At 36.1% G+C, this 22,210-nt stretch carries 27 protein-coding genes; 5 read left to right on the top strand and 22 right to left on the bottom strand.

Annotated features, from left to right (window positions below; genetic code table 11):
• Positions 1 to 19: 19 nt before the first annotated feature.
• The gene (locus KHA94_RS11870; RefSeq protein ID WP_213102362.1) at positions 20 to 301 is read right to left on the bottom strand and encodes a hypothetical protein; all 282 of its coding nucleotides are present in this window, start codon (positions 299 to 301) and stop codon (positions 20 to 22) included.
• A 106-nt stretch (positions 302 to 407) separates the two neighbouring features.
• Here KHA94_RS11870 and KHA94_RS11875 point away from each other — a divergent pair, with 106 nt between their 5' ends.
• Positions 408 to 647, top strand: coding sequence for a DNA alkylation repair protein (locus tag KHA94_RS11875; RefSeq protein ID WP_213102363.1), 240 nt, complete (start codon positions 408 to 410; stop codon positions 645 to 647).
• A gap of 24 nt (positions 648 to 671) precedes the next feature.
• Here the strand turns inward: KHA94_RS11875 and KHA94_RS11880 are convergent, their stop codons facing one another.
• From KHA94_RS11880 to deoD, 7 genes are all read right to left on the bottom strand, one after another.
• Entirely contained in the window at positions 672 to 1,505 is an 834-nt protein-coding gene (locus tag KHA94_RS11880; RefSeq protein ID WP_213102364.1) for a hypothetical protein, read from the bottom strand.
• 105 nt (positions 1,506 to 1,610) lie between these two features.
• Positions 1,611 to 2,534: a CobW family GTP-binding protein gene (locus KHA94_RS11885; RefSeq protein ID WP_213102365.1), complete on the bottom strand. Its 924-nt coding sequence runs from the start codon at positions 2,532 to 2,534 to the stop codon at positions 1,611 to 1,613.
• On the bottom strand, positions 2,521 to 2,931 hold the full coding sequence (locus tag KHA94_RS11890) for a hypothetical protein (RefSeq protein WP_213102366.1): 411 nt from the start codon (positions 2,929 to 2,931) through the stop codon (positions 2,521 to 2,523). The genes KHA94_RS11885 and KHA94_RS11890 overlap by 14 nt, the downstream gene beginning before the upstream one ends.
• A gap of 288 nt (positions 2,932 to 3,219) precedes the next feature.
• The gene (locus KHA94_RS11895) at positions 3,220 to 4,158 is read right to left on the bottom strand and encodes an LCP family protein (protein ID WP_213102367.1); all 939 of its coding nucleotides are present in this window, start codon (positions 4,156 to 4,158) and stop codon (positions 3,220 to 3,222) included.
• Positions 4,159 to 4,944: 786 nt separating this feature from the next.
• The gene (locus KHA94_RS11900) at positions 4,945 to 6,408 is read right to left on the bottom strand and encodes a lmo1851 family serine protease (RefSeq protein ID WP_213102368.1); all 1,464 of its coding nucleotides are present in this window, start codon (positions 6,406 to 6,408) and stop codon (positions 4,945 to 4,947) included.
• A gap of 638 nt (positions 6,409 to 7,046) precedes the next feature.
• Positions 7,047 to 7,925, bottom strand: a complete 879-nt coding sequence (locus KHA94_RS11905; RefSeq protein WP_213102369.1) for a M15 family metallopeptidase — start codon at positions 7,923 to 7,925, stop codon at positions 7,047 to 7,049.
• Positions 7,926 to 8,061: 136 nt separating this feature from the next.
• Positions 8,062 to 8,766, bottom strand: coding sequence for a purine-nucleoside phosphorylase (deoD, locus tag KHA94_RS11910; RefSeq protein WP_213102370.1), 705 nt, complete (start codon positions 8,764 to 8,766; stop codon positions 8,062 to 8,064).
• 151 nt (positions 8,767 to 8,917) lie between these two features.
• On the opposite strand from deoD, the gene KHA94_RS26285 reads away from it, so the two are divergent.
• Positions 8,918 to 9,043: a hypothetical protein gene (locus KHA94_RS26285; protein WP_267128885.1), complete on the top strand. Its 126-nt coding sequence runs from the start codon at positions 8,918 to 8,920 to the stop codon at positions 9,041 to 9,043.
• Positions 9,044 to 9,057: 14 nt separating this feature from the next.
• On the top strand, positions 9,058 to 9,183 hold the full coding sequence (locus tag KHA94_RS26290) for a hypothetical protein (protein WP_275950893.1): 126 nt from the start codon (positions 9,058 to 9,060) through the stop codon (positions 9,181 to 9,183).
• A 44-nt stretch (positions 9,184 to 9,227) separates the two neighbouring features.
• On the opposite strand, the gene KHA94_RS11915 is transcribed toward KHA94_RS26290, so the two are convergent.
• Positions 9,228 to 9,536: a YodL domain-containing protein gene (locus KHA94_RS11915; protein ID WP_213102371.1), complete on the bottom strand. Its 309-nt coding sequence runs from the start codon at positions 9,534 to 9,536 to the stop codon at positions 9,228 to 9,230.
• 232 nt (positions 9,537 to 9,768) lie between these two features.
• On the bottom strand, positions 9,769 to 10,539 hold the full coding sequence (locus tag KHA94_RS11920; RefSeq protein ID WP_213102372.1) for a sporulation protein: 771 nt from the start codon (positions 10,537 to 10,539) through the stop codon (positions 9,769 to 9,771).
• Positions 10,540 to 10,730: 191 nt separating this feature from the next.
• On the opposite strand from KHA94_RS11920, the gene KHA94_RS11925 reads away from it, so the two are divergent.
• A complete protein-coding gene (locus tag KHA94_RS11925; protein WP_249365483.1) occupies positions 10,731 to 11,702 on the top strand; it encodes a 2-hydroxyacid dehydrogenase in 972 nt (323 codons plus the stop codon).
• 49 nt (positions 11,703 to 11,751) lie between these two features.
• Here KHA94_RS11925 and KHA94_RS11930 read toward each other — a convergent pair whose 3' ends face one another.
• On the bottom strand, positions 11,752 to 11,925 hold the full coding sequence (locus KHA94_RS11930; protein ID WP_213102373.1) for a YozD family protein: 174 nt from the start codon (positions 11,923 to 11,925) through the stop codon (positions 11,752 to 11,754).
• Positions 11,926 to 12,130: 205 nt separating this feature from the next.
• On the opposite strand from KHA94_RS11930, the gene KHA94_RS11935 reads away from it, so the two are divergent.
• Complete coding sequence (locus KHA94_RS11935; protein ID WP_213102374.1) at positions 12,131 to 12,295, top strand: hypothetical protein; 165 nt, start codon at positions 12,131 to 12,133, stop codon at positions 12,293 to 12,295.
• Between the two features lie 2 nt (positions 12,296 to 12,297).
• Here the strand turns inward: KHA94_RS11935 and KHA94_RS11940 are convergent, their stop codons facing one another.
• The 11 genes from KHA94_RS11940 to KHA94_RS11990 all read right to left on the bottom strand — a co-directional run bounded on the left by KHA94_RS11940 (position 12,298) and on the right by KHA94_RS11990 (position 22,179).
• Positions 12,298 to 12,996, bottom strand: coding sequence for a hypothetical protein (locus KHA94_RS11940; RefSeq protein ID WP_213102375.1), 699 nt, complete (start codon positions 12,994 to 12,996; stop codon positions 12,298 to 12,300).
• A gap of 92 nt (positions 12,997 to 13,088) precedes the next feature.
• The gene (locus tag KHA94_RS11945) at positions 13,089 to 13,316 is read right to left on the bottom strand and encodes a YozE family protein (protein ID WP_213102376.1); all 228 of its coding nucleotides are present in this window, start codon (positions 13,314 to 13,316) and stop codon (positions 13,089 to 13,091) included.
• A gap of 183 nt (positions 13,317 to 13,499) precedes the next feature.
• The gene (locus KHA94_RS11950) at positions 13,500 to 13,691 is read right to left on the bottom strand and encodes a hypothetical protein (protein WP_213102377.1); all 192 of its coding nucleotides are present in this window, start codon (positions 13,689 to 13,691) and stop codon (positions 13,500 to 13,502) included.
• Between the two features lie 118 nt (positions 13,692 to 13,809).
• Positions 13,810 to 14,088: a YokU family protein gene (locus KHA94_RS11955; RefSeq protein ID WP_213102378.1), complete on the bottom strand. Its 279-nt coding sequence runs from the start codon at positions 14,086 to 14,088 to the stop codon at positions 13,810 to 13,812.
• Positions 14,081 to 15,529 carry a lysine 2,3-aminomutase gene (gene kamA / locus KHA94_RS11960; protein ID WP_213102379.1) on the bottom strand — a complete coding sequence of 483 codons (1,449 nt, stop codon included), beginning with the start codon at positions 15,527 to 15,529 and terminating at the stop codon, positions 14,081 to 14,083. The genes KHA94_RS11955 and kamA overlap by 8 nt, the downstream gene beginning before the upstream one ends.
• 200 nt (positions 15,530 to 15,729) lie before the next feature.
• Entirely contained in the window at positions 15,730 to 17,124 is a 1,395-nt protein-coding gene (locus KHA94_RS11965) for a sigma-54 interaction domain-containing protein (RefSeq protein ID WP_213103224.1), read from the bottom strand.
• A 96-nt stretch (positions 17,125 to 17,220) separates the two neighbouring features.
• Entirely contained in the window at positions 17,221 to 18,072 is an 852-nt protein-coding gene (gene ablB, locus KHA94_RS11970; protein WP_213102380.1) for a putative beta-lysine N-acetyltransferase, read from the bottom strand.
• Positions 18,073 to 18,174: 102 nt separating this feature from the next.
• Complete coding sequence (locus KHA94_RS11975; RefSeq protein ID WP_213102381.1) at positions 18,175 to 19,437, bottom strand: peptidase; 1,263 nt, start codon at positions 19,435 to 19,437, stop codon at positions 18,175 to 18,177.
• A gap of 44 nt (positions 19,438 to 19,481) precedes the next feature.
• Complete coding sequence (locus KHA94_RS11980) at positions 19,482 to 20,147, bottom strand: 3-oxoacid CoA-transferase subunit B (RefSeq protein ID WP_213102382.1); 666 nt, start codon at positions 20,145 to 20,147, stop codon at positions 19,482 to 19,484.
• Positions 20,132 to 20,824 carry a CoA transferase subunit A gene (locus tag KHA94_RS11985; RefSeq protein ID WP_213102383.1) on the bottom strand — a complete coding sequence of 231 codons (693 nt, stop codon included), beginning with the start codon at positions 20,822 to 20,824 and terminating at the stop codon, positions 20,132 to 20,134. Before KHA94_RS11985 ends, KHA94_RS11980 begins: the two co-directional genes overlap by 16 nt.
• A complete protein-coding gene (locus KHA94_RS11990; protein ID WP_213102384.1) occupies positions 20,824 to 22,179 on the bottom strand; it encodes an aspartate aminotransferase family protein in 1,356 nt (451 codons plus the stop codon). The genes KHA94_RS11985 and KHA94_RS11990 overlap by 1 nt, the downstream gene beginning before the upstream one ends.
• Positions 22,180 to 22,210: the final 31 nt, after the last annotated feature.

The following is a 22,210-nucleotide window of genomic DNA, read 5'->3' on the forward strand; positions in this document are numbered from 1 at the left end:
GATTAAACTATGAAGTCGATTATGAACTTTTATATATATCCTTCATTTGCTCTATATGTAATTGAATTAAAGAAATTTTGCTTCCTTCCGAAAAATTTGATTCCATGATGCGTTTTGTCGCGAGATAATATTTCTCAATTGAAGTTTTACGCACTCTAGGATGCGTATTTTCATCCTTTAATTCTCTTCTTATTGCATCGATTAAACTGTTTTTTGCATCAAGGTCAGTAGAAAGAAGACGATTTTTCCAAAGTGAACGATATTCTTGTATTAAATACTCATAATTAATAACATTCTCCATATCAACTTGCCTTTCTTTTTTATATTTCTTGCTTATAAAACCATTTTTACATAAATAAATTCAGATATGCAAAAAATATTTAAATAGAACAAGAAAGGAGCTTCATATGAGTACACCATACTGCTGTCCGAATTGTAAAACAAACAGAAGCAGGTTCAATATTATCAGGCAGGTTCCACAATCTGTTAAGCTGGATCCGCATTCAGGAGATATTATTGAGGAATATTCAAGCGAAAACTTAAGTCCTTTTCATTTAGCATATAAAGGACCAGAGATCAAGGTTCAATGCGGTGCATGTGGATTAATTGAGGATGAAAGAACATTTATCAAATTTGGAGAAAGATAAAAAACTTGAGGCATCTCAAGTTTTTTATTCTTTTTCAGTAATGAAGTGATTATCTTGTAAGAATCTTACACTATCAATTTTCCATGCGTCGGCATGTGAAAAGCGAACTAAATATATTTTCCCTTTAAAATATTTTTTCCCTGAATTTTTCATTATTAATTCGATTTCTACAGGGATTTCCAAACTTAAATCTCCGATAAAATCCTCTGCAGGAAGAACTGGCATACGATTCAATTGAATGTTGTCTATTCTTTTCACATATTTTTTCCATTTTATTGTCTGTAATGAAAAGATCGATATTATTTTTGCATCCTGCTGTTTAATTCCAGCAATATATGCGCTTATCACTTCATATGGATTAGCACTTCCTGCATATTCCTCAAGCAAGCTCGCAGCCTTTAATATCATTAATTTATGTGATAAATCCATAAAGTTAGTGCGATGAGTTGTACTTCCATAGAAATGAATACAAAAATGTCCGGGAAAATTATTTTCTAATGCCCCAGCACCATGCGGCATTCCATGCATGGAAGCTGCGATCCACTGGCCCTTATGTATCACAATGATCGCTCGGCGCTTCCAGCTCCATTCCCCACCATATATTTCCTTCATTATTTTTGTTTCTTTCGAATTTAAAGGCTGCACATCAGCATGATGACTTCCTGCTCGCCGCTGTACTTGAAATTTTTTACCAGTTTCAACATCCATAACAGTAAATTTACTGTATTTTGGTAAAATCTTATTTACATTCTCCCATGGTATCATTTCAACCTGAATGCCAATTTGATCATTATTTGCTAAAGTATTCGTGTTATTTACAAACAAACATAATAAGATACATACAATGACTGACTTCATTTTCTCCACTCAATTTCTAAAATAATTAGTTTGCTTCTAGAAGTTTTCCTAAAAAGCAGTTATTGTATTCATCTTAAAATATTCGTGTATTGATAATATAACGATTTAATATGAATGCCCTTCTAATTTTTGAAGCTTACTTCCTACAGATTGCCAATCCATTTTTTCACCAATAAAAACTAAATTTAAAGGCATATTCATATTTTCTTGCAAAAAGAGTGGCATTCCATATGAATATTGGAAGAGGAAGGGATATTTTGAGGAAGTAAATTTTATATACCCCTTAATCCGATAAATTGTGTCTGGCAGGGCTCTTAGAAAAGCGTCAAATTCAGTTTGATTAACTGGATTTTCGAATTTATAGACAAAAGTACTAAGTTTTAAATCCTTGAATACGTGACTGTTTCCTGATGCTTCCTTTTTATTTACTGAAATTTTCTTAACTATATCCATTGGAACTTTTGCAAATGAAGTCAAGATAGCTGTTGCATGAGAATTAAGTGCCTGGATTTCGATGGTAAGTTTAGATTGTTCTCCATCAGTTAATATGTCTGTTTTGTTTAACAAAATTAAATCCGCATGACGAACCTGTTCAATTAAAAGCTGCTGTACTTGAGGACTTAATGTTTTGCGGTTCAGCCAACGATTTCCATCAACAACGGAAATAATTCCTTTTACATTTAATTTATCTGCAAAAAGAGGAGATAAAACTGCGTCCAATACTTCAATTGGATGTGCTGCACCTGTTGCTTCGATATATATAACTTCAGGCTTCTCGTTCATGATCAATCCCTGAAGCTGAGCTTCTAATTTATCCTGAATCGAACAGCAAATACACCCATCAAGCAGCTCCTTTAAGGGCACATCTTCATCGACTGCATCAGAGTCTATAGATACTTTCCCAAGCTCATTCATCATGACTGCAACATTGCGATTTTGCTTCTTTTCCTCAATGAGAAGCTGCTTCAATAAAGTTGTTTTTCCGCTTCCTAAAAAACCTGCTAACACATATATTTCAGTTTTCTTCATTTATTTCTAACTCTCCCTTGTGATCTTCCCACATCTCTAAAATTATCCTTTTCATTTTTTTCTCAAGTGCTTGTATATTTAAATTAATTAAATATCCGACTGTATGGAACATCTCCTGTTTGCATTTCCATATTGGGATATATGCGTTAGGAAAATACACATTATCTTTTTCAACTCCTATTTCAATATACGACTCATAGCAAGTGTTATATATATCAACTTTTGAGGCAGGCTTACCTTTTTTCTCACGAATCAGTTCAATGACAACTAATTCATTGATTCTAAGAAAATCGTCTTTATAAATTTGTTTCAGTCTATTTCCAAGAAGTTCACATTCAGCTTCAATGCTGGTTACCTCGTTTCGTATCTGATCATTCAGGTGAACAATTTGCTTCAAAAAAATCACCTCATTGCTATTTATGTTCAGGAAGATTTATTTCACTACATTTCGTAGATTAACGAGTAGTAAGAGCCTCACGTCAAAATTCAGAGGAATCAGGAAGTATGAGGAGGAGACAAACTGCTAGTAAAGGCATCACAAACGGAAGAAATCTTTAGGGAGGACGTGGTTCTGTGCGTAATTGATTCATCTAAAGACACATTTTATCTGATTTTATTAATCCTTTCAAACAAAAGGAATAACAAATAAATGGATGTACAGAAAAAAAGCGGGCATACCCGCTTATTAATCATCTTCATTTAAAAAAAGTTTGATTGCTTCTTCATTTTTTTCAAAGTTTAATTTAAGTACTGCCCCTGCATGCTGAAAATACTTATTTTCAAAACTGTTCGATACAGGGACTCGTAATGTTTGAATATCAGTAACTGGATTCAAAATGAAGCTTGCACCGAGTGAAAAAGCTTCATCAAATTTCAAATCGGTTTCTACATTTTGCATCGTAAACTTGATTACTTCTGGAAATTTCGCAATTCCTTCAAGGGAGGAAAACTGGTCAAGAACTTTTTCTTTTAGAGATATCAATACCTCCTGTTGTCTATTTACCCTTCCAAAGTCACTCATTTTATCATGTCTAAATCTGACATAAGATAAAAGATCTGCTCCGTGAAGCTTTTGTTTTCCTGGTTCTACTTTTAAATTCAAATCCTCAATCATGGATTTTGAAACTTCAACATCAAGTCCTTCAGGGGCTATTGTGTCCATTATGTTAACAAAACCGATAAAATCGATTACAGCTATATGATCTACCTTTACCCCGAAGTTTTCTTCAACAGTTTCTTTCAACAAATTCTTACCGCCTAAATTATATGCATGATTTAATTTACTATATTTAAAAGGATGATTCGGAATTTTCACATAACTATCTCTCATCAATGAAATAAGCTTAATCTTTTTTTCTAAAGGTTCATATCGAGCAAACATAATGGTATCTGATCGTGAAGCTTTTTCATCACTGCTATCGACACCGATTAATAAAAAATTTTTTGACTTTTTTTCTATCCTAAATGGTTCCACAGGCGGAATATTCTTTTCGATTACTTTTTCAATTGCTTTTATTGGTTTGGCATCTTCAGCTTTATTTTTGTTGCTTTCTGATGAGGAAGAGGCACATGCGGTCAAAGTCATAACAGCATAAACCAAAAATATCATCCATATTTTTTTCAAGTTCATCACCTCTTTTGGAAATCACTCCTGTTTTTCTTAGAGGGAAACAAAGTAAAGTTAACTCGTATTAATATCATTTTTGGATGAAATAGAATAATCTATACCCGGTGGTTTTTGACATAAAAACATGTCAACTGGATAAGAAAAGCGCAAGCGCCTTCGAAACAATCAAAAGTCAGATTGTTCCTGCGATGATTATTCAAAGCAGCTTTCCTTAGTGCTCACCCTAAGGCAAGCATAGGACAGGCCGACGGGAAAGGTGTCCTTTAACTTTCTTGGCGGACTGGCTTATGACCTCGAGGTCGACAAAAACGCGACGTCCTCCCAAAAGCTTCTCTTTTGGTCGTGCGATGTGTCGCTGACGTAGCTTTCCTTGTCCTGTCGCTTTATCGACACTAGTACGTCCTGTACGTCGGGGGTAGGAGCTGGAGCTAGACAATTCTCAAACTCGAGAAAAGTTATACTTTCTTATTTTTTAAAGAAAACTCACCGATTGGCGAGCCTTGGAAAGGCGATGACAGAGGCGTAGATGCACTTATCGCGCTCATACATGCCACGTCCAGTGGCATTCGCCCGACTAGGACATCCTCGTAAAAGCTATCGCCTTTCCTTCGTGCGATGTTAATCGCTATCGAAGCCTTCCTTGTCCTGTCCGTCGTACTTCATTCCTAAAATTGGCAACTACGTCGGATCATCTTCTGCGCTGGCAATTTATACTTAACGTGTAAAATGAAAGGCACTTTCCATGACGAGGAAAGTGCCTTCTATTTACTATTCATTTTAAAATTATGAGCCCATCTTCTGCTTTAAAACTTCAGTTGCTTTTTGAATTTGAGTATCATTTTTATTGAGTTTCTCTCTTAATCTCTCCATAAGCTTAATGGTTGATTCACCCGTTAATATTCCATTTACCTCAAGCTTTTCAGCCGATTGGAATGCTTCTACGGCTTCCTTTGTCTTTTCATCAAAGAAGCCATCCTCCCTGCCTGGATCATAGCCAATAGCTTTTAACATTTGCTGAGCAGCTTTAACCTGTGCAGATGAGGTGGAAAGTTTTAATTCCAGGTCAGGATTAATAATCGGCAAGGAAGCATATTCCGGCAAAGCTACTTCATAGTCGGGTTTAATTCCTTTTTTGTGAATCCAATTCCCATTCGGGGTTAACCATTTTTCAGTAGTAAATTTCATATTTGAACCATCTGAAAAATCCTCAGCACGCTGAACAGTACCCTTACCAAAGGACTTCTCCCCAACTAATGGAATATCTGCTGATTCTTTAACAGCACCAGCAAGTATTTCAGAAGCACTTGCACTTCCTTTATCAATGACGACAACTAAAGGAATTTCAGGAAATTTTGATCCTTCCGATTTGACTTCCTTTCGATTTCCATTTCGATCTTCAATTTGGAAAATATTTTTTCCTTCTGGAACAAATAAGCTAGAAATCTCAACCGCTTGGTCTAATAAGCCACCTGGATTTTGTCTTATATCTAGGATTAGCCCCTTCATTCCTTTTCCTTGCAATTCGTTTAAGGTTGCGATCAATTCCTGCGAAGTATTTTCTGAAAAAGAAGTAATTTGGACTTTTGCTATTCCATCTTCAAGCATTTCTCCATAGACAGTTTCAATTGGAATCGTATCCCTGATGATTGGAACATTTATCGCTTCGTCCACCCCAGCTCTCTGAATAGACAGCTCTACTTTTGTCCCTTTTTTCCCTCTTATTAATGTAACTGCCTCCGATGCACTCTTACCTTGTAAGCTTTTTCCATCCACCGATAAGACCTTATCATTAGGCTTTATACCAGCTTTTTCTGCTGGAGAGCCTTTAATCGGTGTAACAATCACAATATTCCCGTTTTGTTCTTGGACTTCTGCACCAATTCCTTCAAATGATGAAGAAATGCTTTGATGGAAGCTGTTGGCCTCATCAACAGTCATATAGTCTGAATAAGGATCTTCAAGTGCATCCACCATCCCATTAATGGCACCATTAATTAATTTTTCAGTATCAACCTCCTGATAATAGGAGCTTTTCAATGTATCATATGCATCATAAAACTTATTAAAATCACTTCTATTTCCACTTATATTTACAGCCTTTTCATCGCCAAAGGTAAGTGCTAACGCAGTAATACCTACTGATAAAACAACGATCATAAACAGCAAAATGATAAAAGGAAGCTTTTTCATACGAATAAATCCTGTTTGCTTTTGAGCTGATTCCTGATTAATATCTTTTTCTTCCATACTCCCCACCACTTTCATAATTAGAAAGACTTGGCATTCGCCAAGTTCTTTCAGCGGATGCCTTAGTTTACTTATACTAACTTTTTAGAAAAAACTTATCAAAACATTACATTCACTTTTGTATGAAAAAATCATAAACTTTCCAATTGGCCCAAAAACTGTACCGGAAAAACCTTTATTGAATAGGATACCATTTTTATCACGAAAAGAACAAAAAAAACTAACAAGTATAAAAAAAAATTTTTCAAAAGTATAAGCTTGTATTTCGCAAAGAACTTCCTCATATGCTTAGCATTTCTAACAGCAATTTTTTCGTGAATTCATTTTCACTTTACTATGTACATCACTAAAAATATTTCTTTTGCCAAGGCTATGTTAAACTCCCTGTTGATTTCCGCTGCAGGCACTAAAACGTAGCGGGCGGTCCGGAAGCCTCCACGTCGCTATTAGGGGTTTCCCTTTGACTCGCTTCTCCCGCAGAATATTGAATAACATCCTTGATTAAACACCGCACAAGAAAATGCCCATGCATTTTTGAGGAGTTTCGCGCCTGCAACGAAAATGAACAATAAAATAGCATGTTCAACACTGAGCTTTAACACAGCTTTTGCCAAAAAAAGTCAGACAATGTCTGACTGCTAGATTTTTTTTACAATTTCAAAATATTCTTCAAGTGTTAATTGTTTTTCATAAATGACTGTTGCTGCTTCCTTTCCTACATAGCGTAAATGCCATGGTTCAAATTTATACCCTGTAATTCCTTCTTTTCCTTTTGGATATCGAATAATAAAACCGAAGTGATGAGCATTTTCCGCAGTCCATTTTCCTTCAATCGTTTCACCAAATTGTTCCGAGAGCTCAAAATTCGCACTTTGACTTGAAATGTCCATCGCTAAACCAGTTTGGTGTTCGCTGCTGCCTGGTATTGCAACCGCTTGAATCGCCTTGTCTTCCCCATATTTTTTTACCTCAGCATTGAATACGGCAGTTTGCCTGTCAAAAGAACGATAGCCAGAAACAGCAAATAAATTGATTCCTTTCTTTTGTGCTTCAGAAAACATTGTTTCTAGAGCCGTTGCTGCTTCTTCTCGTAAATAACTTTTTTCAATATCCTGATCTCCGAATGAGAATGGAACTTTCGGGCGTACTAAATCTGAAGGTGCATAGCCATCCGGAAGGCTGTATTGTTTATTTACAAGCACCAAATGGTTAGTTGGATTCTGTATAATATTTTTCCCATCTACTGTTACAATATCGTTAAAAAAGGCCGCTTCAAGAGAAGGGTTATCATTTCCTTTTTCTTTTAATTCGCCATTCTGAGTTTCCTTTTCTTCTTCAGTGCCTTTCTTACTCTCTTCATTGTTTGTACTTTCGTTTAATGCACCTTTTCTATCAGAAGGTTCTTGGGGATTTTGTTCTTTTTTGAGAAAAGGAACTTTTTCCGACAAGGTCTCAATGGTACTGCATCCAGAAAGTAACATCACTGTACAAGCTGTTAATGCTAGTTTTTTTTTCATTTTTTCACCTGTTTCTTATTACTTTTAACCGCCACTTATTTTAACACGAATGGGGAATATTTTCAGATTAAAGTTTTGTTCCAATTATTTGAAGAAAAAAACTGGCTCAAATAATTGAACCAGTTCGATAGATTTATTATGCTTTAATAACTGCTTCAAGAGCGACTTCGATCATATCATTGAAAGTTGTTTGTCTTTCCTCAGCTGTTGTTTCTTCACCAGTTAGAATATGATCACTTACTGTTAATACAGATAATGCCTTTCTACCAAATTTCGCAGCAAGTGTGTATAGAGCTGATGTTTCCATTTCAATAGCCAAAATCTGATATTTTGCCCATTTTTCCAACTCAGAATTGTCATTATAGAACATATCTGATGTGAATACATTTCCTACTTTAAGATTTAGACCTTTTTCAAGACCCGCATCATATGCTTGTTTTAATAACTCAAAATTAGCAGTTGGAGCAAAATCTACGCCTCCAAAAGTAAGTCGATTCATTTGTGAATCAGTAGAAGCTGACATGGCAAGAATAACATCTCTTACTTTAACATCTTTCTGAATTGCTCCACATGTACCAACTCTGATCAAATTTTGCACATTATAACTATTCATCAATTCATTTATATAAATCGAAATGGATGGCACTCCCATGCCTGTCCCTTGAACAGATATTCTTTGCCCTTTATATGTCCCCGTGTAACCAAACATGTTACGGACTTCATTATAGCATGTTGCATTTTCTAAAAATGTTTCTGCAATATATTTAGCTCGTAGCGGATCCCCAGGAAGAAGAACCGTTTCAGCAATCTCATTTTCTTTAGCACCAATATGTATACTCATTGATATACCCTCCTATAATTTCAAACCCTAATTAGAACTCCCTTCAAACACTATACCATAAAACAATCCTGCTTAAAAACCTTCAACCATTAGCATGTTTTCAAAATAATCGGGAAAGCTATTCATAGCTTTCTAAAAGGAGGTTGCTACAATGCCTAAAGAAATGAGTAAAAAATTAAGACAAGCGGTTCAGCACGCAAATGAGACAAACCCTTCATCCAGATCGAATACTGAGCCTAATACTTCTAAAACAGTAAAAACAAAAAGTAATAAGTAATTTGGAGGAAAAAAATGGGTAAAAAACATCGCAATCGAATCAAGTCACCCAAAAAAAATAATCATGCCCCACCTGAAGCCATAATTGCCGAGCAGGAAGCACATGGAAAAGAGTTTGCTGCGGACAAACGAAAAAAATAAATAGGTTTACAGATAGACACAGGAGAGTACCTGCTCTCCTATTTCTATCTTATATGAACACGATTTATTTCTTTCCATCCACCTAGTCTCAACTGATAATAATAATGTCCCTTTCGTCCTTCATCAATAGATAAAATATCTCCTGTAGAGATAAATCGTCCCTTGTAATCGGCAGGAATTAAGTCTGTAACATTGAATTTGGCAAAAACAGAATCTATACAATCAACATGATCTGATCCTTGAATCATTAGTCTATATACTGGCTGATATCCTTTACTTTGGCGAAATTCTGGTGTTTGAAATATAGTAACATCATAATATTTCTTTTTATTCCTTGTTAACTCTTTCAACATCACGATCCCCCTAAAAGTTTCTCGGCAAACGATATCCATAATAACATCACTGACTTTGCCTTTCTTTTCGGGATCTCTCTTGTCGTTTCCTTCATCAAAAAACAACTACTTTTGTCGATTAATGATTAATCAATAAATAGAAGTAATATTTATTAGATGACCTCCCTATCCTTGATTGAATAGCAAAAAAAATCAGCCTATATACAGGCTGATTTACTGGAAAGTCTACTTATCATGCATACCTTTGAATAACAGATTGAATCTTTTGCTGCATTAGGGAAATATCACTCGTGTTTACAGTAAAGCGGATATGAGACTCATCCATATTTAATGCTTCTGAAAGGAAACTGCTAAGACCTCTAGCCCTTCTATCTACTTGCATCAATATTTCTGTCTCAAAGCTCGAAACCGGAAAGAATGTAACTTCTAATTCATCTAGTCGACCGCGAAATGGACCTGATGTTGGTACAAATTCAAATTCCTGAATAAAAGGAAGCCTGCGTTGAAGTCTGTACGAAGCTTGTTCACACTCAGCTTCACGTAAACGGAATCCTAAGCCGCTTACAGCCTGTAAAACGGAATCCATTATTTCGTTCGGATGAACTCTAATAAAATCTTTATCTGTTGAATCAACTGCATTTTTAATATCAAGTCCTGTAGCAATCCACACCTTTGTTTTACCAATTGAAAGTGGGGTATCAGCTGGAATAATAAAAGAGAAAGGGATCACCTTGCGCTCATTTGCCATCAAAGTAAACGAATCAGTGAGGCGAAAACGGTCAATTAATCCTGAAGCAGTATATTTTCTATCATCTACTTCCTTCACATATGTTGTATTTAATGACAAATATATATCATCTATTCTTTGTTCAACATTACCGCCATTAATTTCAACCACACCTCTAATTTCTCCCCCAGGAACGACCGTATCGTGTTCAAGCTTCGTATCAACCGTTGCCGCCCCAATTCCAACACTTGCTAGCATTTTATTAAATATTGACATGAAGAACTCCTCCTTATAATCAAACACAAGTCAAATTACTATACGAAGGGCCCATTCTAAAGGTTTCACGATTCAAAAAAAAATTCTTTTATTATTAAAGTATTATTGATGCTTAAAACTCATGATTGTGGATGATACAATTTCTAATATAGCTATTTTTCAATATATTTAAATAAAAAACCATTAGGAGGATGAATTCTATTAAAAAGAAAATTTTTATTACCCGTAAACCGCCTGAACACGTTTTAAATAATCTCCAAAAAATCTTTGAAGTTGATATATGGAATTCTGAAGACACAGAAATTCCTAGAGATGAATTACTGCATATCATTCATAAATTCGATGGACTTCTATGCCTGCTTACCGAAAGCATTGATGAAGAATTGCTGGACAAGGGAAGAAATCTAAAGGTAATCAGTAATTTGGCAGTTGGTTATAATAATATTTGCATAGAAGAAGCTACCTCTAGAGGCATAATGGTAACCAATACACCTGGGGTACTTACAGAAACAACAGCAGATCTTACCTTTGCACTAATGCTTGCAGCCTCTAGAAGAATAGTTGAGGCTTCTCATGCTTTACGTGAAGGTAAATGGAGAACATGGTCGCCTATGTTTATGACAGGTATGGATGTTCATGGCTCAACACTTGGAATTATTGGACTTGGTGAAATTGGTGCAGCTGTCGCAAGAAGAGCAAAGGGCTTCAATATGAAGTTAATGTATTATAGCCGTAGTCGGAAGCCTGAGTTTGAGGCAGAGCTTGATATTGAATATGCTGATTTACATACTGTGCTGCAAACATCTGATTATGTATGTATTCTTACACCATTCACTAAAGATACTAAAAACCTGATAACGATGAAAGAATTAAAACTAATGAAAAATACAGCCATTTTAATCAATACAGCAAGAGGTGGGATTTTGAACGAGATGGATTTAATCCAAGCCTTATCTGAAGGTATTATTTGGGGCGCTGGATTAGATGTATATGAACAAGAACCTTTGCCATTAGATCATCCTCTTTTGCAGTTTCCTAATGTTGTTACTCTGCCGCATATCGGCAGTGCCAGCATCCAAACACGTACAAAAATGTGGGAGCTTGCTGCAAAAAATATAACACTGGCACTACAAGGAAAAACTCCACCAAATCTTGTTAATTGATTGAAATTATGTGAAAAATGACGAGAGCTTTCTCGTCATTTTTTCTATTTTAATCTCCTTCTATTTCCTCATCAATAATACATTTTTGTAATAGGTAATCGAATGTAATATCCGCAAGTTCTTCTAATTCACCTTCAGTAGGCACAAACCCTCTTCTTGTCAGCTCATGAAAGAAAAATTCTGCTATTTCTTCCGTATCAATAATCACTTCTATTTCTTTCATAGCTACGCCCCCTTTGTAGAGAATGTATGTTGTCCTTTTGATTTTCATGCAAATAACAAGCATTTTGATAATGATTCTAAAACATTACTAAAAATCTTTCTTCATTTTTTTCTGACATTTTTATTAAGGACAAGCATATAAATGAAACATAAGTACCTTGCGCAAAATTGTAAGGAAAATCGTTAATAAAATTGAGGAGAAAGATATGACTAAATTATCTAGCTTAGCTGCAGTAATTTCAGAGGACTTAAATAAGGAAGAAAGTTTGATCATCCAATTTTACGGCCAGTTTTTAAATGGTCTGTATAAGGTCGTACTATGGTTTGGTATCCCATATATTGTGTTCTTATTAATTCAGTTTAACAAATGAAATTATACTGTACTTTTTCCATCATTGTTCGAAATCTGCTTCAGTTTTCTTAAAATTACACGCATTATATGTCTATATTCTTCGTCATGAAACATCTCGTAGAGAATGCGATAATCATTAAATATATCTAATAAACCATCGATTAAAAGCTTTTTTTCTCGTATTTCTGCTAATATTTCCTTTTCTGCTTTGCGGAAGGAGCTTCCCTTTTTCTCTTTTAGTTCTGGCAATTTTTCCTTCTTATTCAGTAAGTACAGAAGTCCCAGCTTCTGAATGAAGGCATCCGCACTTTCCGCATCCGCTACAAGTATTAATTCCTCTTCATTTGCTTCAAGCCATTCCGCATCACTAATTCTCGTTAGTTCGTATATGATATCCTCCCAAGCATCCTCTTTATAACGCCATATTTCTGTTCTAAACCCAACGACTTTGAACAAGTCTGATCCATAGCCCTTTACTTGTACTAAATCTCCAAAAAAATACTTATACTCTATATCAATATGTTCCTTTTCCATTATTTCTCCTTTATAATCAGAAAGCATTTCCAAGCTTGATTCCATATATAGACCTTCACTTCTATTAACCTCATAAACATACATACCGTCGAGCCACTTCATATTTGTAATCTTACCAACCGTTCCATACATAGTGATCACGACTGTATCACCGATATTAAATTTAGGTTTTTTCCTATCGCTCATTTCCTCCATCCTCTCGGGTGTGAGTCGTGAATTATTGATTACGATAGTATATGCAAAAACAATTAATTGCGGTCCGTTTATGGGAACACAGATTATCTCTGTTCTTCATATAACTTGTACAATTCCCACACATCGTCAAATACAGACATGCTCTCCATATAAGAACCATTTAATTCTAAATATGTACTAAGCTCATGATAATTTGAAGATGTTTTTGGAAAACCGTGATCTTGGTAGACATGATTTGCAAAAAAGCTAATTGAATCTTGTGGGGATGGATGCCGATATTTCAGTAGAAAATGATAAAATGTTTTTGCCATTATACACACACGCCTTCCTAACCCTTAATTATTTTACGATTATTATTTGCTCTGTAGTTCATCAGAATGAAAGAATATATCGTATACTATAAGCAATTATACGCATTTTGTCCAAATGAAAAAGCAATCCAATGCCGGATTGCTTTTTCATATAATGCACCAATGGTATAAACCCTATATTTATTACTGATAGCGTTCTGATTTTGCTAATTCAGTCAGTATCCAAATAATATTAAACAGTAAAATCGCTACTGTAATCGGAACAGCCTGAAGCCAATTTTTCCCATACTTTTCTTTAATAACACCTGCATAATACCCGCTAAAAAACAAGCCAAACATGGCTACTGCAAGCATAATCATTAGCGTTAGATGCATTCCCTTTTCCTCCCAATTATAAATGAATAATATCCCTATTACTCATTATAATGATAGTGGAAAAGGAGTTTGTGAAAAAACATGAATTATTTGTGAACTATTCCTATTTATTTTGCTATTAAAAATCAAAATAATTCCTTTTCAAAAGCCTTGGCTGTACCATTAAGTTCTTAAAGCTGGTTTCTCGCCCAATCCCATTCGTATTAATAAGAAACAATTGATCTTCTATTTCTTTCACAAGCTGATCTGATTGGTATACCATATTACATGAGTGGCATTTAACTGATGGTACCTCACTAATTTTTACAGCTCTCGTTCCGTCGGGCATCTCCCAGTAAACATTGTCCAAACGATGCTCAATCTTTTCACTTTCACACCATGCACATTTCTTATCCATTAATATTAGTATCCACCCTTTCCGATGCAATTTCATTTATTTCTGATTCGAAAGGCTTTTGCATAGTCTGTTGAGCTTGAAATTTTTTCTCTTTTAACTGATCACGCTTTTGTCTCTTATCCTTTAATGTTGCATGTAATGGATCATGTTCATACCTTTCTCGACGATCATGCCTTGCCAACCCTTCAGGAACAAGATTAAATTTCTGATCACTCATTAGGCCAGCAATACCAATAGTCGATTTTTTCTCGTCCATATCAGGATATATTTCTTTGAAATACCCTTCCGCTCGTCCTGGTACATAGGATTCTGGTTCAGGATAAGTTGTAATAACTCCTTCAAAATTTCGTAAAACCACTTTATCAACACTTTGTGAAATTAAATAGTTAGGCTGAAGAGAAATCTTCCCTCCACCTCCAGGAGCATCCACAACGAATGTTGGGACAGCATATCCTGATGTATGCCCACGCAGTCCTTCAATAATTTCTAGCCCTTTTGAAACAGGTGCACGAAAATGGCCAATTCCCTCTGATAAATCACATTGATAAATATAATAAGGTCTAACTCTAATTTTAACGAGATCATGCATAAGTTTTTTCATAATCGGGACACTGTCATTTATTCCTGCAAGAATGACAGATTGATTCCCAACTGGTACACCTGCATTAGCAAGCATTTCACATGCTTTTTTGGATTCTTCGGTAATTTCTATAGAGGTATTAAAGTGGGTATTTAGCCATACTGGATGATACTTTTTTAAGATATTACAAAGGTTTTCAGTAATTCTTTGAGGGAAAACAACGGGTGCTCTTGTACCAATACGAATAATTTCTACATGGTCAATTTCGCGGAGGTTTTTTAAAATATATTCTAAAATATTGTCGTTTATTAAAAGCCCATCTCCACCGGAAATAAGAACGTCTCTTACTTGGGGTTCACTTCTTATATAATCAATGGCAGCGTCCAGCTGTTTCTTCGGTACTCCCATTCCAATCTGCCCAGAAAAACGTCTTCTTGTACAATAGCGGCAATACATTGAGCATTGATTCGTGACAAGAAAGAGAACACGATCTGGATATCGATGTGTGAGGCCAGGCACTGGTGAATCCTCATCTTCATGTAGTGGGTCCTCTAGGTCATATTTCGTCTTATAAATTTCCTTTGAAATCGGTACTGATTGCATGCGAACTGGACAACGCGGATCATCTTGATTCATTAAAGAAGCATAATATGGAGTAATATTTAAGGGAATTGTTTTCGTTGATATCTTTACACCTTCCTCCTCTTCAGGTGTAAGGTTTATAACCTTCTTTAAGTCATCCACTGTACGAATTGTATTGGTCAGCTGCCAAAGCCAATCATTCCATTGTTCTTCTGATACATCCTTCCAAAGCTCAATATCCTTCCAATGACGGGATGGTTTGTATAAAAATTGTTTCATTCTTAATCCTCCTCAGAATTTCTATATAAAAACACATGCAAATATTGTGCCAAATCAAAGATTTTCATATATCGTATTCCTGTAAGCTTTACAGCGTCCGCCATTACTCGTTTTATAATTAATCGTTTTTTCAAGAGAAAAAAATAATTTTATTAAAATTCTAATACAAAAGAAAAAAATGCCGATTATTCGGCATTCGTTCATTTCAGTTTTTGTAGTTTATATTGTAATGTTTGCCTAGGAATCTCAAGAAGCTTTGCTGCCTGATTAATATTTCCATCGGTTTGTTGAAGAGCATCCATTATTAACTCTTTTTCTAACTGCTGTAGATTATTTCTCAAGGATAGGCTTGAAATATTCTTCTCCCTTTTTGAATGCATAAAATTTTGCTTTAGCATGACTGGCAAATCTATTTCTGTTAAAAACTCACCTTCACATACATTCATCATATACTCAATTGTGTGTTTTAATTCTCTTACATTCCCTGGCCAGTCATACGTTTTAAAGTAATTCATCACCTTTGCATTCACACTTTTTACTCTCTTCTTAAATGCTAAATTAAAAGAAGAAATAAAATGTTCGGTCAGAAAGCTAATATCTTCCTGCCTTTCCCTTAACGGTAGAAGTTTAAAGGTCAAAACATTCAATCGGTAAAAAAGATCATCTCTTATCTGCTGCTTTTCAAGAGCTTTTTGCGGATGAACATTCATTGCCGCAATAATACGGACATTGACAAAAAAACTTTCCGTACTGCCAACTCTTCTCACTAGACCATCCTCCAGCACTCTAAGCAGCTTCGCCTGCAGTTCAATTGGCATAGCATGGATTTCGTCAAGGAAGAGGGTACCCCCATCAGCAAGCTCAAATAAGCCCGGCCGGTCTACTGCACCTGTATAGGATCCTTTGGATGTTCCAAATAAAATGCTTTCTAGTAATGTCTCTGGGATTGCTGCACAGTTCTGGGCAATAAAAGGTCCTTCTGCTCGTAAAGAGGCATGGTGAATACCTTGTACAAACAGCTCCTTCCCACAACCGCTTTCTCCAAAAACCATTATTGGGGAATCTGACTTTGCAAGCTTTTTTGCTTCTTTCTTAACAGCCATTAAGTCAGAGCTAACAGTTAATATACTATCTAAAGTATATTGCGTACTAGTTGAGGATTTCTTTTTTTTCTTCACTGGCAGTTCCATCTTTTTCTGTAAATCAAGCAATCTTTCAGAAAGTACCTTCAACCTTGAATAATCCTTCGCAATCTCCACTGCCCCGACTGTTTTATCACTTACTCTAATTGGGAGTGTAGTATTTATCGTATCAATTTGATGTCCGTGAGCATTAACATATGACTGAGTTTGATTATAAATGGGTTTATTCGTTTTCATCACTTTTAATAGTGTACTAGTCTGTTCATTCAACGAGGGAAAAGCGGCTAAAAGTGGTCTATCTAATACTTCATTTACATTCATTCCGTCATGCTTTGCTGCGATTTCATTATAATATATGGTTTTTCCATTTAAATCTACAACATGAATTCCTTCATCTATTCCATTTAAAATGGCTGAAAGAACCTCTTTTGATTTTACATGTAATTTAGTGATCCCGATCCCCCCTTTGATAATATGTAAGAACAGCCGAAAAATTGTCTTTTTTCTGCCGAAAATTTGGCACCAGAAAAGGGTAAGCACCCTTCTGTATTATTTCGAAAGATCCTTGACCCAAACATTCATATCCTCCAGCTTATCAAAAATATAACAGTTATTGATAAGCCTACCTCGATAGTAATATCCTAGCTGATGCAAGGCAGCATTCATACCAAATGATAAGGATCTTGCAATTGAATAAGCACAATATACCCCATTTTCTTTCAAATCAGCTTCAAGCTTCTCTAATAAAAATTTCATTAAGCCATGCTTACGGTGTTCAGGTAATGTTGCACAATCGGTTAATTCTGCATTTTTGTAAAAGGAATTAACTTCAGCTGATGCTGCGCTAACAATTTCTCCATGATGTTGGAAGCAATAATAGATAGTCCCTTCTAGTATTGTATTTTCAATATATTGAGGATCATTGAGTGGAGTTGGATATATTTGAAAAACCTTTTCATAAAGGCTTGCTAAGCATTTTGCATCCTCAATGGTTATTTTTTTCAGTTTATACTCGGATGGAGGAAGGATTGGATGACTGTTTCTTTCTAATGCGAGAACATTTTTTACAATTTGATCTTCGTTCAGCCACTGAGTGCTTGTCCTTCTTTCATTAGTACAATATTTGCAAAAAAAATAAAGATTTGAGCCGAGAAAATAATTCTCAATCACTGCTTCACACTGATACCCATGTTCAATTAATTTAACAAAATACTCTTTTCTTGCTTTAATAATTATTTTTTCTGCATGAAGGCTATTCGCGACCGATTCTGCTTTTTTAATTGCTTTAGGGATATTTCCACATAAATCATCAACTCGAATACGTTTGTTAAACAAATCTTTATATACTTCTATTGAAAAATGATCGGTTTGAATTAATTGTATATCTGCAATTTTTTCCATTTTTTCTTTCCTCCTTAATTGAAAAGACTAAGCGCCTTCCCTCGAGGTTGATAAAAACGAGACAAAACAATTATTAGAAAAGGCACTTTAATCCAAATAAATCTAATTAGTTTCACACCATTTTAAAAGCGTTAAAGCAATTATTTCTGCCGCTTCAAATACTTCATTAATTGAAATATACTCATTCACATCGTGTGCTACCTCCGTTACTCCTGGTCCAAACACAACAACGGGGGTCCCCGCCACAGTAGAAAGGATCCCACCGTCTGTTCCCCATGGTGATGCTTCAACTACCGGTCTCGTCTGTTTCACTTTTTGAAAGCATTCTGAAATCGTTTCTATTAATGGATGACTAGCTTCAAGATTTCCTGGAAGCCATCTTCCTCCAAACCATTCAATTTTTGGGGGATTTTCACATAACCAATCGTCCATTTCTGAGATTTGGGCTAACATTGCCTCCATTTCCTTTTCTGCATCTTCCATTTTTTCATCAGGAGCCACACCCATCCTCCCTTCAATAACTGTTATATCAGGAACTGATGATGGCCATTCTCCACTATGGATTTTCCCTATATTAATAGGAATTGGAATCGGTATGTTTTCATAAAGTGGATCAGTAATTTTCTCATTTCTCTTTTTCTCTAAATTCTGTAATCCTGTAATAACAATCATCGCTTTTTCAATTGCACTTATCCCTTCATACCTTGTTCCACCATGTGCTGAACGTCCTTTTACAGTGATCCGAAACCACATTGAACCTTGCTGCTTTGGAAACAATTTCATATTTGTAGGTTCTGGAATAATGGCCCCATCCGCTTTGTAGCCTCTTAAAACTGCCGCGAGCGTGCCAGCCCCTCCACTCTCTTCTTCAATAACACTTTGAAAAATAACATCCCCTTTTAATTGAATACCGGAATTTATTATTGCTTCAATTGCTAATATAAGGGAAACAGTCCCTCCTTTCATATCTGTTGAACCTCGTCCATAGATAATCCCTTCCTCAATGTGACCGCTGAAAGGGTCATGTCTCCACTCATTACGATCCCCTTCTGGGACAACATCAATGTGGCCGTTAAGAATAATCGACCGGCCTCCACCAGCACCTTTGAGCACTCCAACGATATTTGGATTTCCCGAAAAGTCTTTTCGGTCTGAGCAAAAGACTGGATGCGTGAATAAATCATCCTCTCCAATCTCCCAAATATCTAATGAGAGACCAAGCTCCCTGCATTTTTCAATAATAATTGCCTGCGCACTGCTTTCATTTCCACGAATACTGCCTTCCTGAACAAGTCTTTGCAGAAGGTTCATTCCTTTTTTTTTATTTTCCGCCAGCCATTGTTTTATTTTTTTTTCTTCCAGCATACCGTCACTCCTTAGAATAAAAATCTATTACATTTTCCTAATGATTAATAGTCTATAATTCTTAGATTTTCAATTATTTGAAATTCACAGCCAGTTTTCATTCTAACTTCTTCAACCGTATAAGGTGAAAATAATTCTGTAAGAATTAATCCATGTCCCGATACTTGAAAAGCAGCCATTTCAGTAATGATCAAATCTACACATCTTGAAGAAGTTAACGGCAAGGTGCATTCGTTAAGTATTTTTGCATTCCCTCTTTTATCTGTATGATTCATTAATACAATCACTTTTTTCGCCTTTTGGGCTAATTCCATTGCTCCCCCCATACCAGGAACTTTCTTTCCCGGAACAATCCAATTAGCTAGATCTCCTTTTTCACTTACCTGCAGGGAACCAAGAATGGTCACGTCTATTCTCCCGCGACGAATCATGCCAAAGGAAACTGAACTGTCACAATAGGAAGCCCCCTTGACAACTGTAACTGGATAGCCCCCCGCATTGCATAAATTTTCATCTTCTTCTCCTTTAAAAGGACTTGCCCCCATTCCTGTAATTCCATTTTCCGCATGGAACATGACATTAATCTGCTTGGGCAAATAGTTCGGAACGAGGGAAGGAATGCCGATACCAAGATTCACGACCATCCCATCTTTTATTTCCTCTGCAGCACGCTTGGCAATTCTATTTCGACTTTCTATTCCCATACCCATTTCCAATTCACCCCTTTAGAAGGAACGATATAATCAACAAATACTCCAGGTGTAATAATTTCGTCTGGATTTAAGCTGCCTAATGGGACAATTTCCTCTACTTCTGCAATTGTAATATTTCCTGCCATTGCAACTAGTGGATTTGTATTTCTCGCACTTTTATCATATATGAGGTTTCCATATGGATCAGCTTTTTTCGCGAATACGATAGAAACATCCCCTGTGAGTGCCGTTTCAACCAAATACTCCTTTCCATTTGTTTTGACTTTCTGTTTATTGCTTGAAACCATTTCATTATCGATTCCGATATCTGATAATATTCCGGCTAGTCCCACGCCACCTGCCCTAATTCTTTCAGCAAGAATACCTTGAGGTGAAAATTCCACGTCCAGCTTCCCTTCAGTCATTAATTGCCCGGCAACTGGATTTGAGCCTATATGCGAAGCAATGATTTTCACAGCTTTTCCTTGACTAACGATTTTACCTATCCCTATATGAGGAAATCCTGTATCATTCCCAATTAGTGTTAAATTACGAATCCCTTTTTCAAGAATACCATCGATAATCGTAGGTGGTGAACCAATTCCACCAAAGCCGCCAAACAATATTGTCATTCCATCATGAAAATTCTCCATTGCCTCCTCAATAGAAATGATTTTTTTGAAGGAATTTCCCATTACTCTATTCCCTCCTTGACTGACAAATATTTATTCGAATAGAGTTGGAATGTCTCTTGTAATCTCCTTATTAACTCATCTATTTCAGGAATCGTAATAGTTAGTGGCGGAGCAATTAATACTGAATCACCATTGATTCCATCAATTCCTGCCCCTGCTGGATAAATGAGCAGCCCACAATTCTGTGCAAGCTGAATGAGTTTCTGTGTAAATTGGAGCGCTCGGGGGAAAGGAGTTTTTTCTTCCCTATTCTTAACAAATTCCAAGCCGATCATGAGCCCCTTCCCTCGGATATCTCCAATAAATGGATAATCTTTTTGGAGCTTCTCAAGCCTTTCAATTAAATACACACTTTTTTTGTCTACTTCTTGTATAATTTTGTTCTTCTCTAAATATTCAAGAACAGCAAGTGAAACTGCACATGATTGTGGATTAGCACTTAATGTATGCCCGCTCAATACAATTTTTGATCCTGCCAAAATGGGTTCCATCACTCGATCACTTACTAAAGTTGCTGCAATCGGAGCATAGCCAGCCCCCATTCCTTTACCAAGTGCAACAATATCTGGTTCAATATCCCAATGTTCACATGCTAACATCGCTCCTGTTCTTCCAAAGCCAGTCATGACTTCATCAGCAATAAAGAGGATGTCATTTTTTTCACATATCTCTTTAATCACTTTATAGTAGCCCTTTGGTGGTGTGACTGCTCCCCCAGATGCACCGATAATCGGTTCCGCTATGAATGCTGCTATTTGATTTTCTCCGATTCTCTTAATGACTGTATCAAGCTCCTGTGCGCATGCAAAGCCACAGTTTGAAGCTTCCAGATTATATGGACATCTGTAGCAATAGGGTGGATGAATGACTGGAAAATCTTCAAGAAGTGGGATGAATCTTGCCCTCCTACCTGTATGGCCAGACATTGATAAAGCACCTAATGTGATCCCATGATAGCTCATCCATCTTGATAGGACTTTCTGTTTTGTGTGGATCCCTTTTTCTTGCCAGTATTGAATAGCGATTTTCATTGCCGTCTCAGTTGCTTCAGAGCCGCTATTTACAAAAAAACACCAGTTTAAGTCACCAATCGTGAGCTCAGCAATTTTTTGGGCAAGCTTTTCCGCAGCATCACTCGTAAACTGAGATCGGTATACGAATGAAACACGTTTTGCCTGTTCTAGCATGGCATCAATTATTTCCTTTACTCCATGACCAATATTAGCGGTTATTGCACCTGATGAGGCGTCCAAATATTCCTTCCCTTCTTTATCATATAAATAAATTCCTTTACCATAATCGATTACTGGATAATTAGCGTCCAGCAATGGCTTAATTAAGTTTGTTTGGTTCATAAGCCAGCCTCCTCCATCCCATTTGCAACGA

This window comes from Cytobacillus citreus, assembly GCF_018343665.1.
Lineage (GTDB): Bacteria > Bacillota > Bacilli > Bacillales > Cytobacillaceae > Cytobacillus > Cytobacillus citreus.

Excerpts from the sequence above, each read along its gene's own strand:
- KHA94_RS11900 (WP_213102368.1), bottom strand. The coding sequence starts at position 6,408 with ATGGAAGAAAAAGATATTAATCAGGAATCAGCTCAAAAGCAAACAGGA.
- KHA94_RS11915 (WP_213102371.1), bottom strand. The coding sequence starts at position 9,536 with ATGTTGAAAGAGTTAACAAGGAATAAAAAGAAATATTATGATGTTACT.
- KHA94_RS11980 (WP_213102382.1), bottom strand. The coding sequence starts at position 20,147 with ATGGGTATGGGAATAGAAAGTCGAAATAGAATTGCCAAGCGTGCTGCA.
- KHA94_RS11945 (WP_213102376.1), bottom strand. The coding sequence starts at position 13,316 with ATGGCAAAAACATTTTATCATTTTCTACTGAAATATCGGCATCCATCC.
- KHA94_RS26285 (WP_267128885.1), top strand. The coding sequence starts at position 8,918 with ATGCCTAAAGAAATGAGTAAAAAATTAAGACAAGCGGTTCAGCACGCA.
- KHA94_RS11975 (WP_213102381.1), bottom strand. The coding sequence starts at position 19,437 with ATGCTGGAAGAAAAAAAAATAAAACAATGGCTGGCGGAAAATAAAAAA.
- KHA94_RS11990 (WP_213102384.1), bottom strand. The coding sequence starts at position 22,179 with ATGAACCAAACAAACTTAATTAAGCCATTGCTGGACGCTAATTATCCA.
- KHA94_RS11940 (WP_213102375.1), bottom strand. The coding sequence starts at position 12,996 with ATGAGCGATAGGAAAAAACCTAAATTTAATATCGGTGATACAGTCGTG.
- KHA94_RS11955 (WP_213102378.1), bottom strand. The coding sequence starts at position 14,088 with ATGGATAAGAAATGTGCATGGTGTGAAAGTGAAAAGATTGAGCATCGT.
- KHA94_RS11920 (WP_213102372.1), bottom strand. The coding sequence starts at position 10,539 with ATGTCAATATTTAATAAAATGCTAGCAAGTGTTGGAATTGGGGCGGCA.
- KHA94_RS11885 (WP_213102365.1), bottom strand. The coding sequence starts at position 2,534 with ATGAAGAAAACTGAAATATATGTGTTAGCAGGTTTTTTAGGAAGCGGA.
- ablB (WP_213102380.1), bottom strand. The coding sequence starts at position 18,072 with ATGGAAAAAATTGCAGATATACAATTAATTCAAACCGATCATTTTTCA.
- KHA94_RS11950 (WP_213102377.1), bottom strand. The coding sequence starts at position 13,691 with ATGCATCTAACGCTAATGATTATGCTTGCAGTAGCCATGTTTGGCTTG.
- KHA94_RS11875 (WP_213102363.1), top strand. The coding sequence starts at position 408 with ATGAGTACACCATACTGCTGTCCGAATTGTAAAACAAACAGAAGCAGG.
- KHA94_RS11870 (WP_213102362.1), bottom strand. The coding sequence starts at position 301 with ATGGAGAATGTTATTAATTATGAGTATTTAATACAAGAATATCGTTCA.
- KHA94_RS11925 (WP_249365483.1), top strand. The coding sequence starts at position 10,731 with ATGAATTCTATTAAAAAGAAAATTTTTATTACCCGTAAACCGCCTGAA.
- deoD (WP_213102370.1), bottom strand. The coding sequence starts at position 8,766 with ATGAGTATACATATTGGTGCTAAAGAAAATGAGATTGCTGAAACGGTT.
- KHA94_RS11985 (WP_213102383.1), bottom strand. The coding sequence starts at position 20,824 with ATGGGAAATTCCTTCAAAAAAATCATTTCTATTGAGGAGGCAATGGAG.
- KHA94_RS11930 (WP_213102373.1), bottom strand. The coding sequence starts at position 11,925 with ATGAAAGAAATAGAAGTGATTATTGATACGGAAGAAATAGCAGAATTT.
- KHA94_RS11905 (WP_213102369.1), bottom strand. The coding sequence starts at position 7,925 with ATGAAAAAAAAACTAGCATTAACAGCTTGTACAGTGATGTTACTTTCT.
- KHA94_RS11935 (WP_213102374.1), top strand. The coding sequence starts at position 12,131 with ATGACTAAATTATCTAGCTTAGCTGCAGTAATTTCAGAGGACTTAAAT.
- kamA (WP_213102379.1), bottom strand. The coding sequence starts at position 15,529 with ATGAAACAATTTTTATACAAACCATCCCGTCATTGGAAGGATATTGAG.
- KHA94_RS11880 (WP_213102364.1), bottom strand. The coding sequence starts at position 1,505 with ATGAAGTCAGTCATTGTATGTATCTTATTATGTTTGTTTGTAAATAAC.
- KHA94_RS26290 (WP_275950893.1), top strand. The coding sequence starts at position 9,058 with ATGGGTAAAAAACATCGCAATCGAATCAAGTCACCCAAAAAAAATAAT.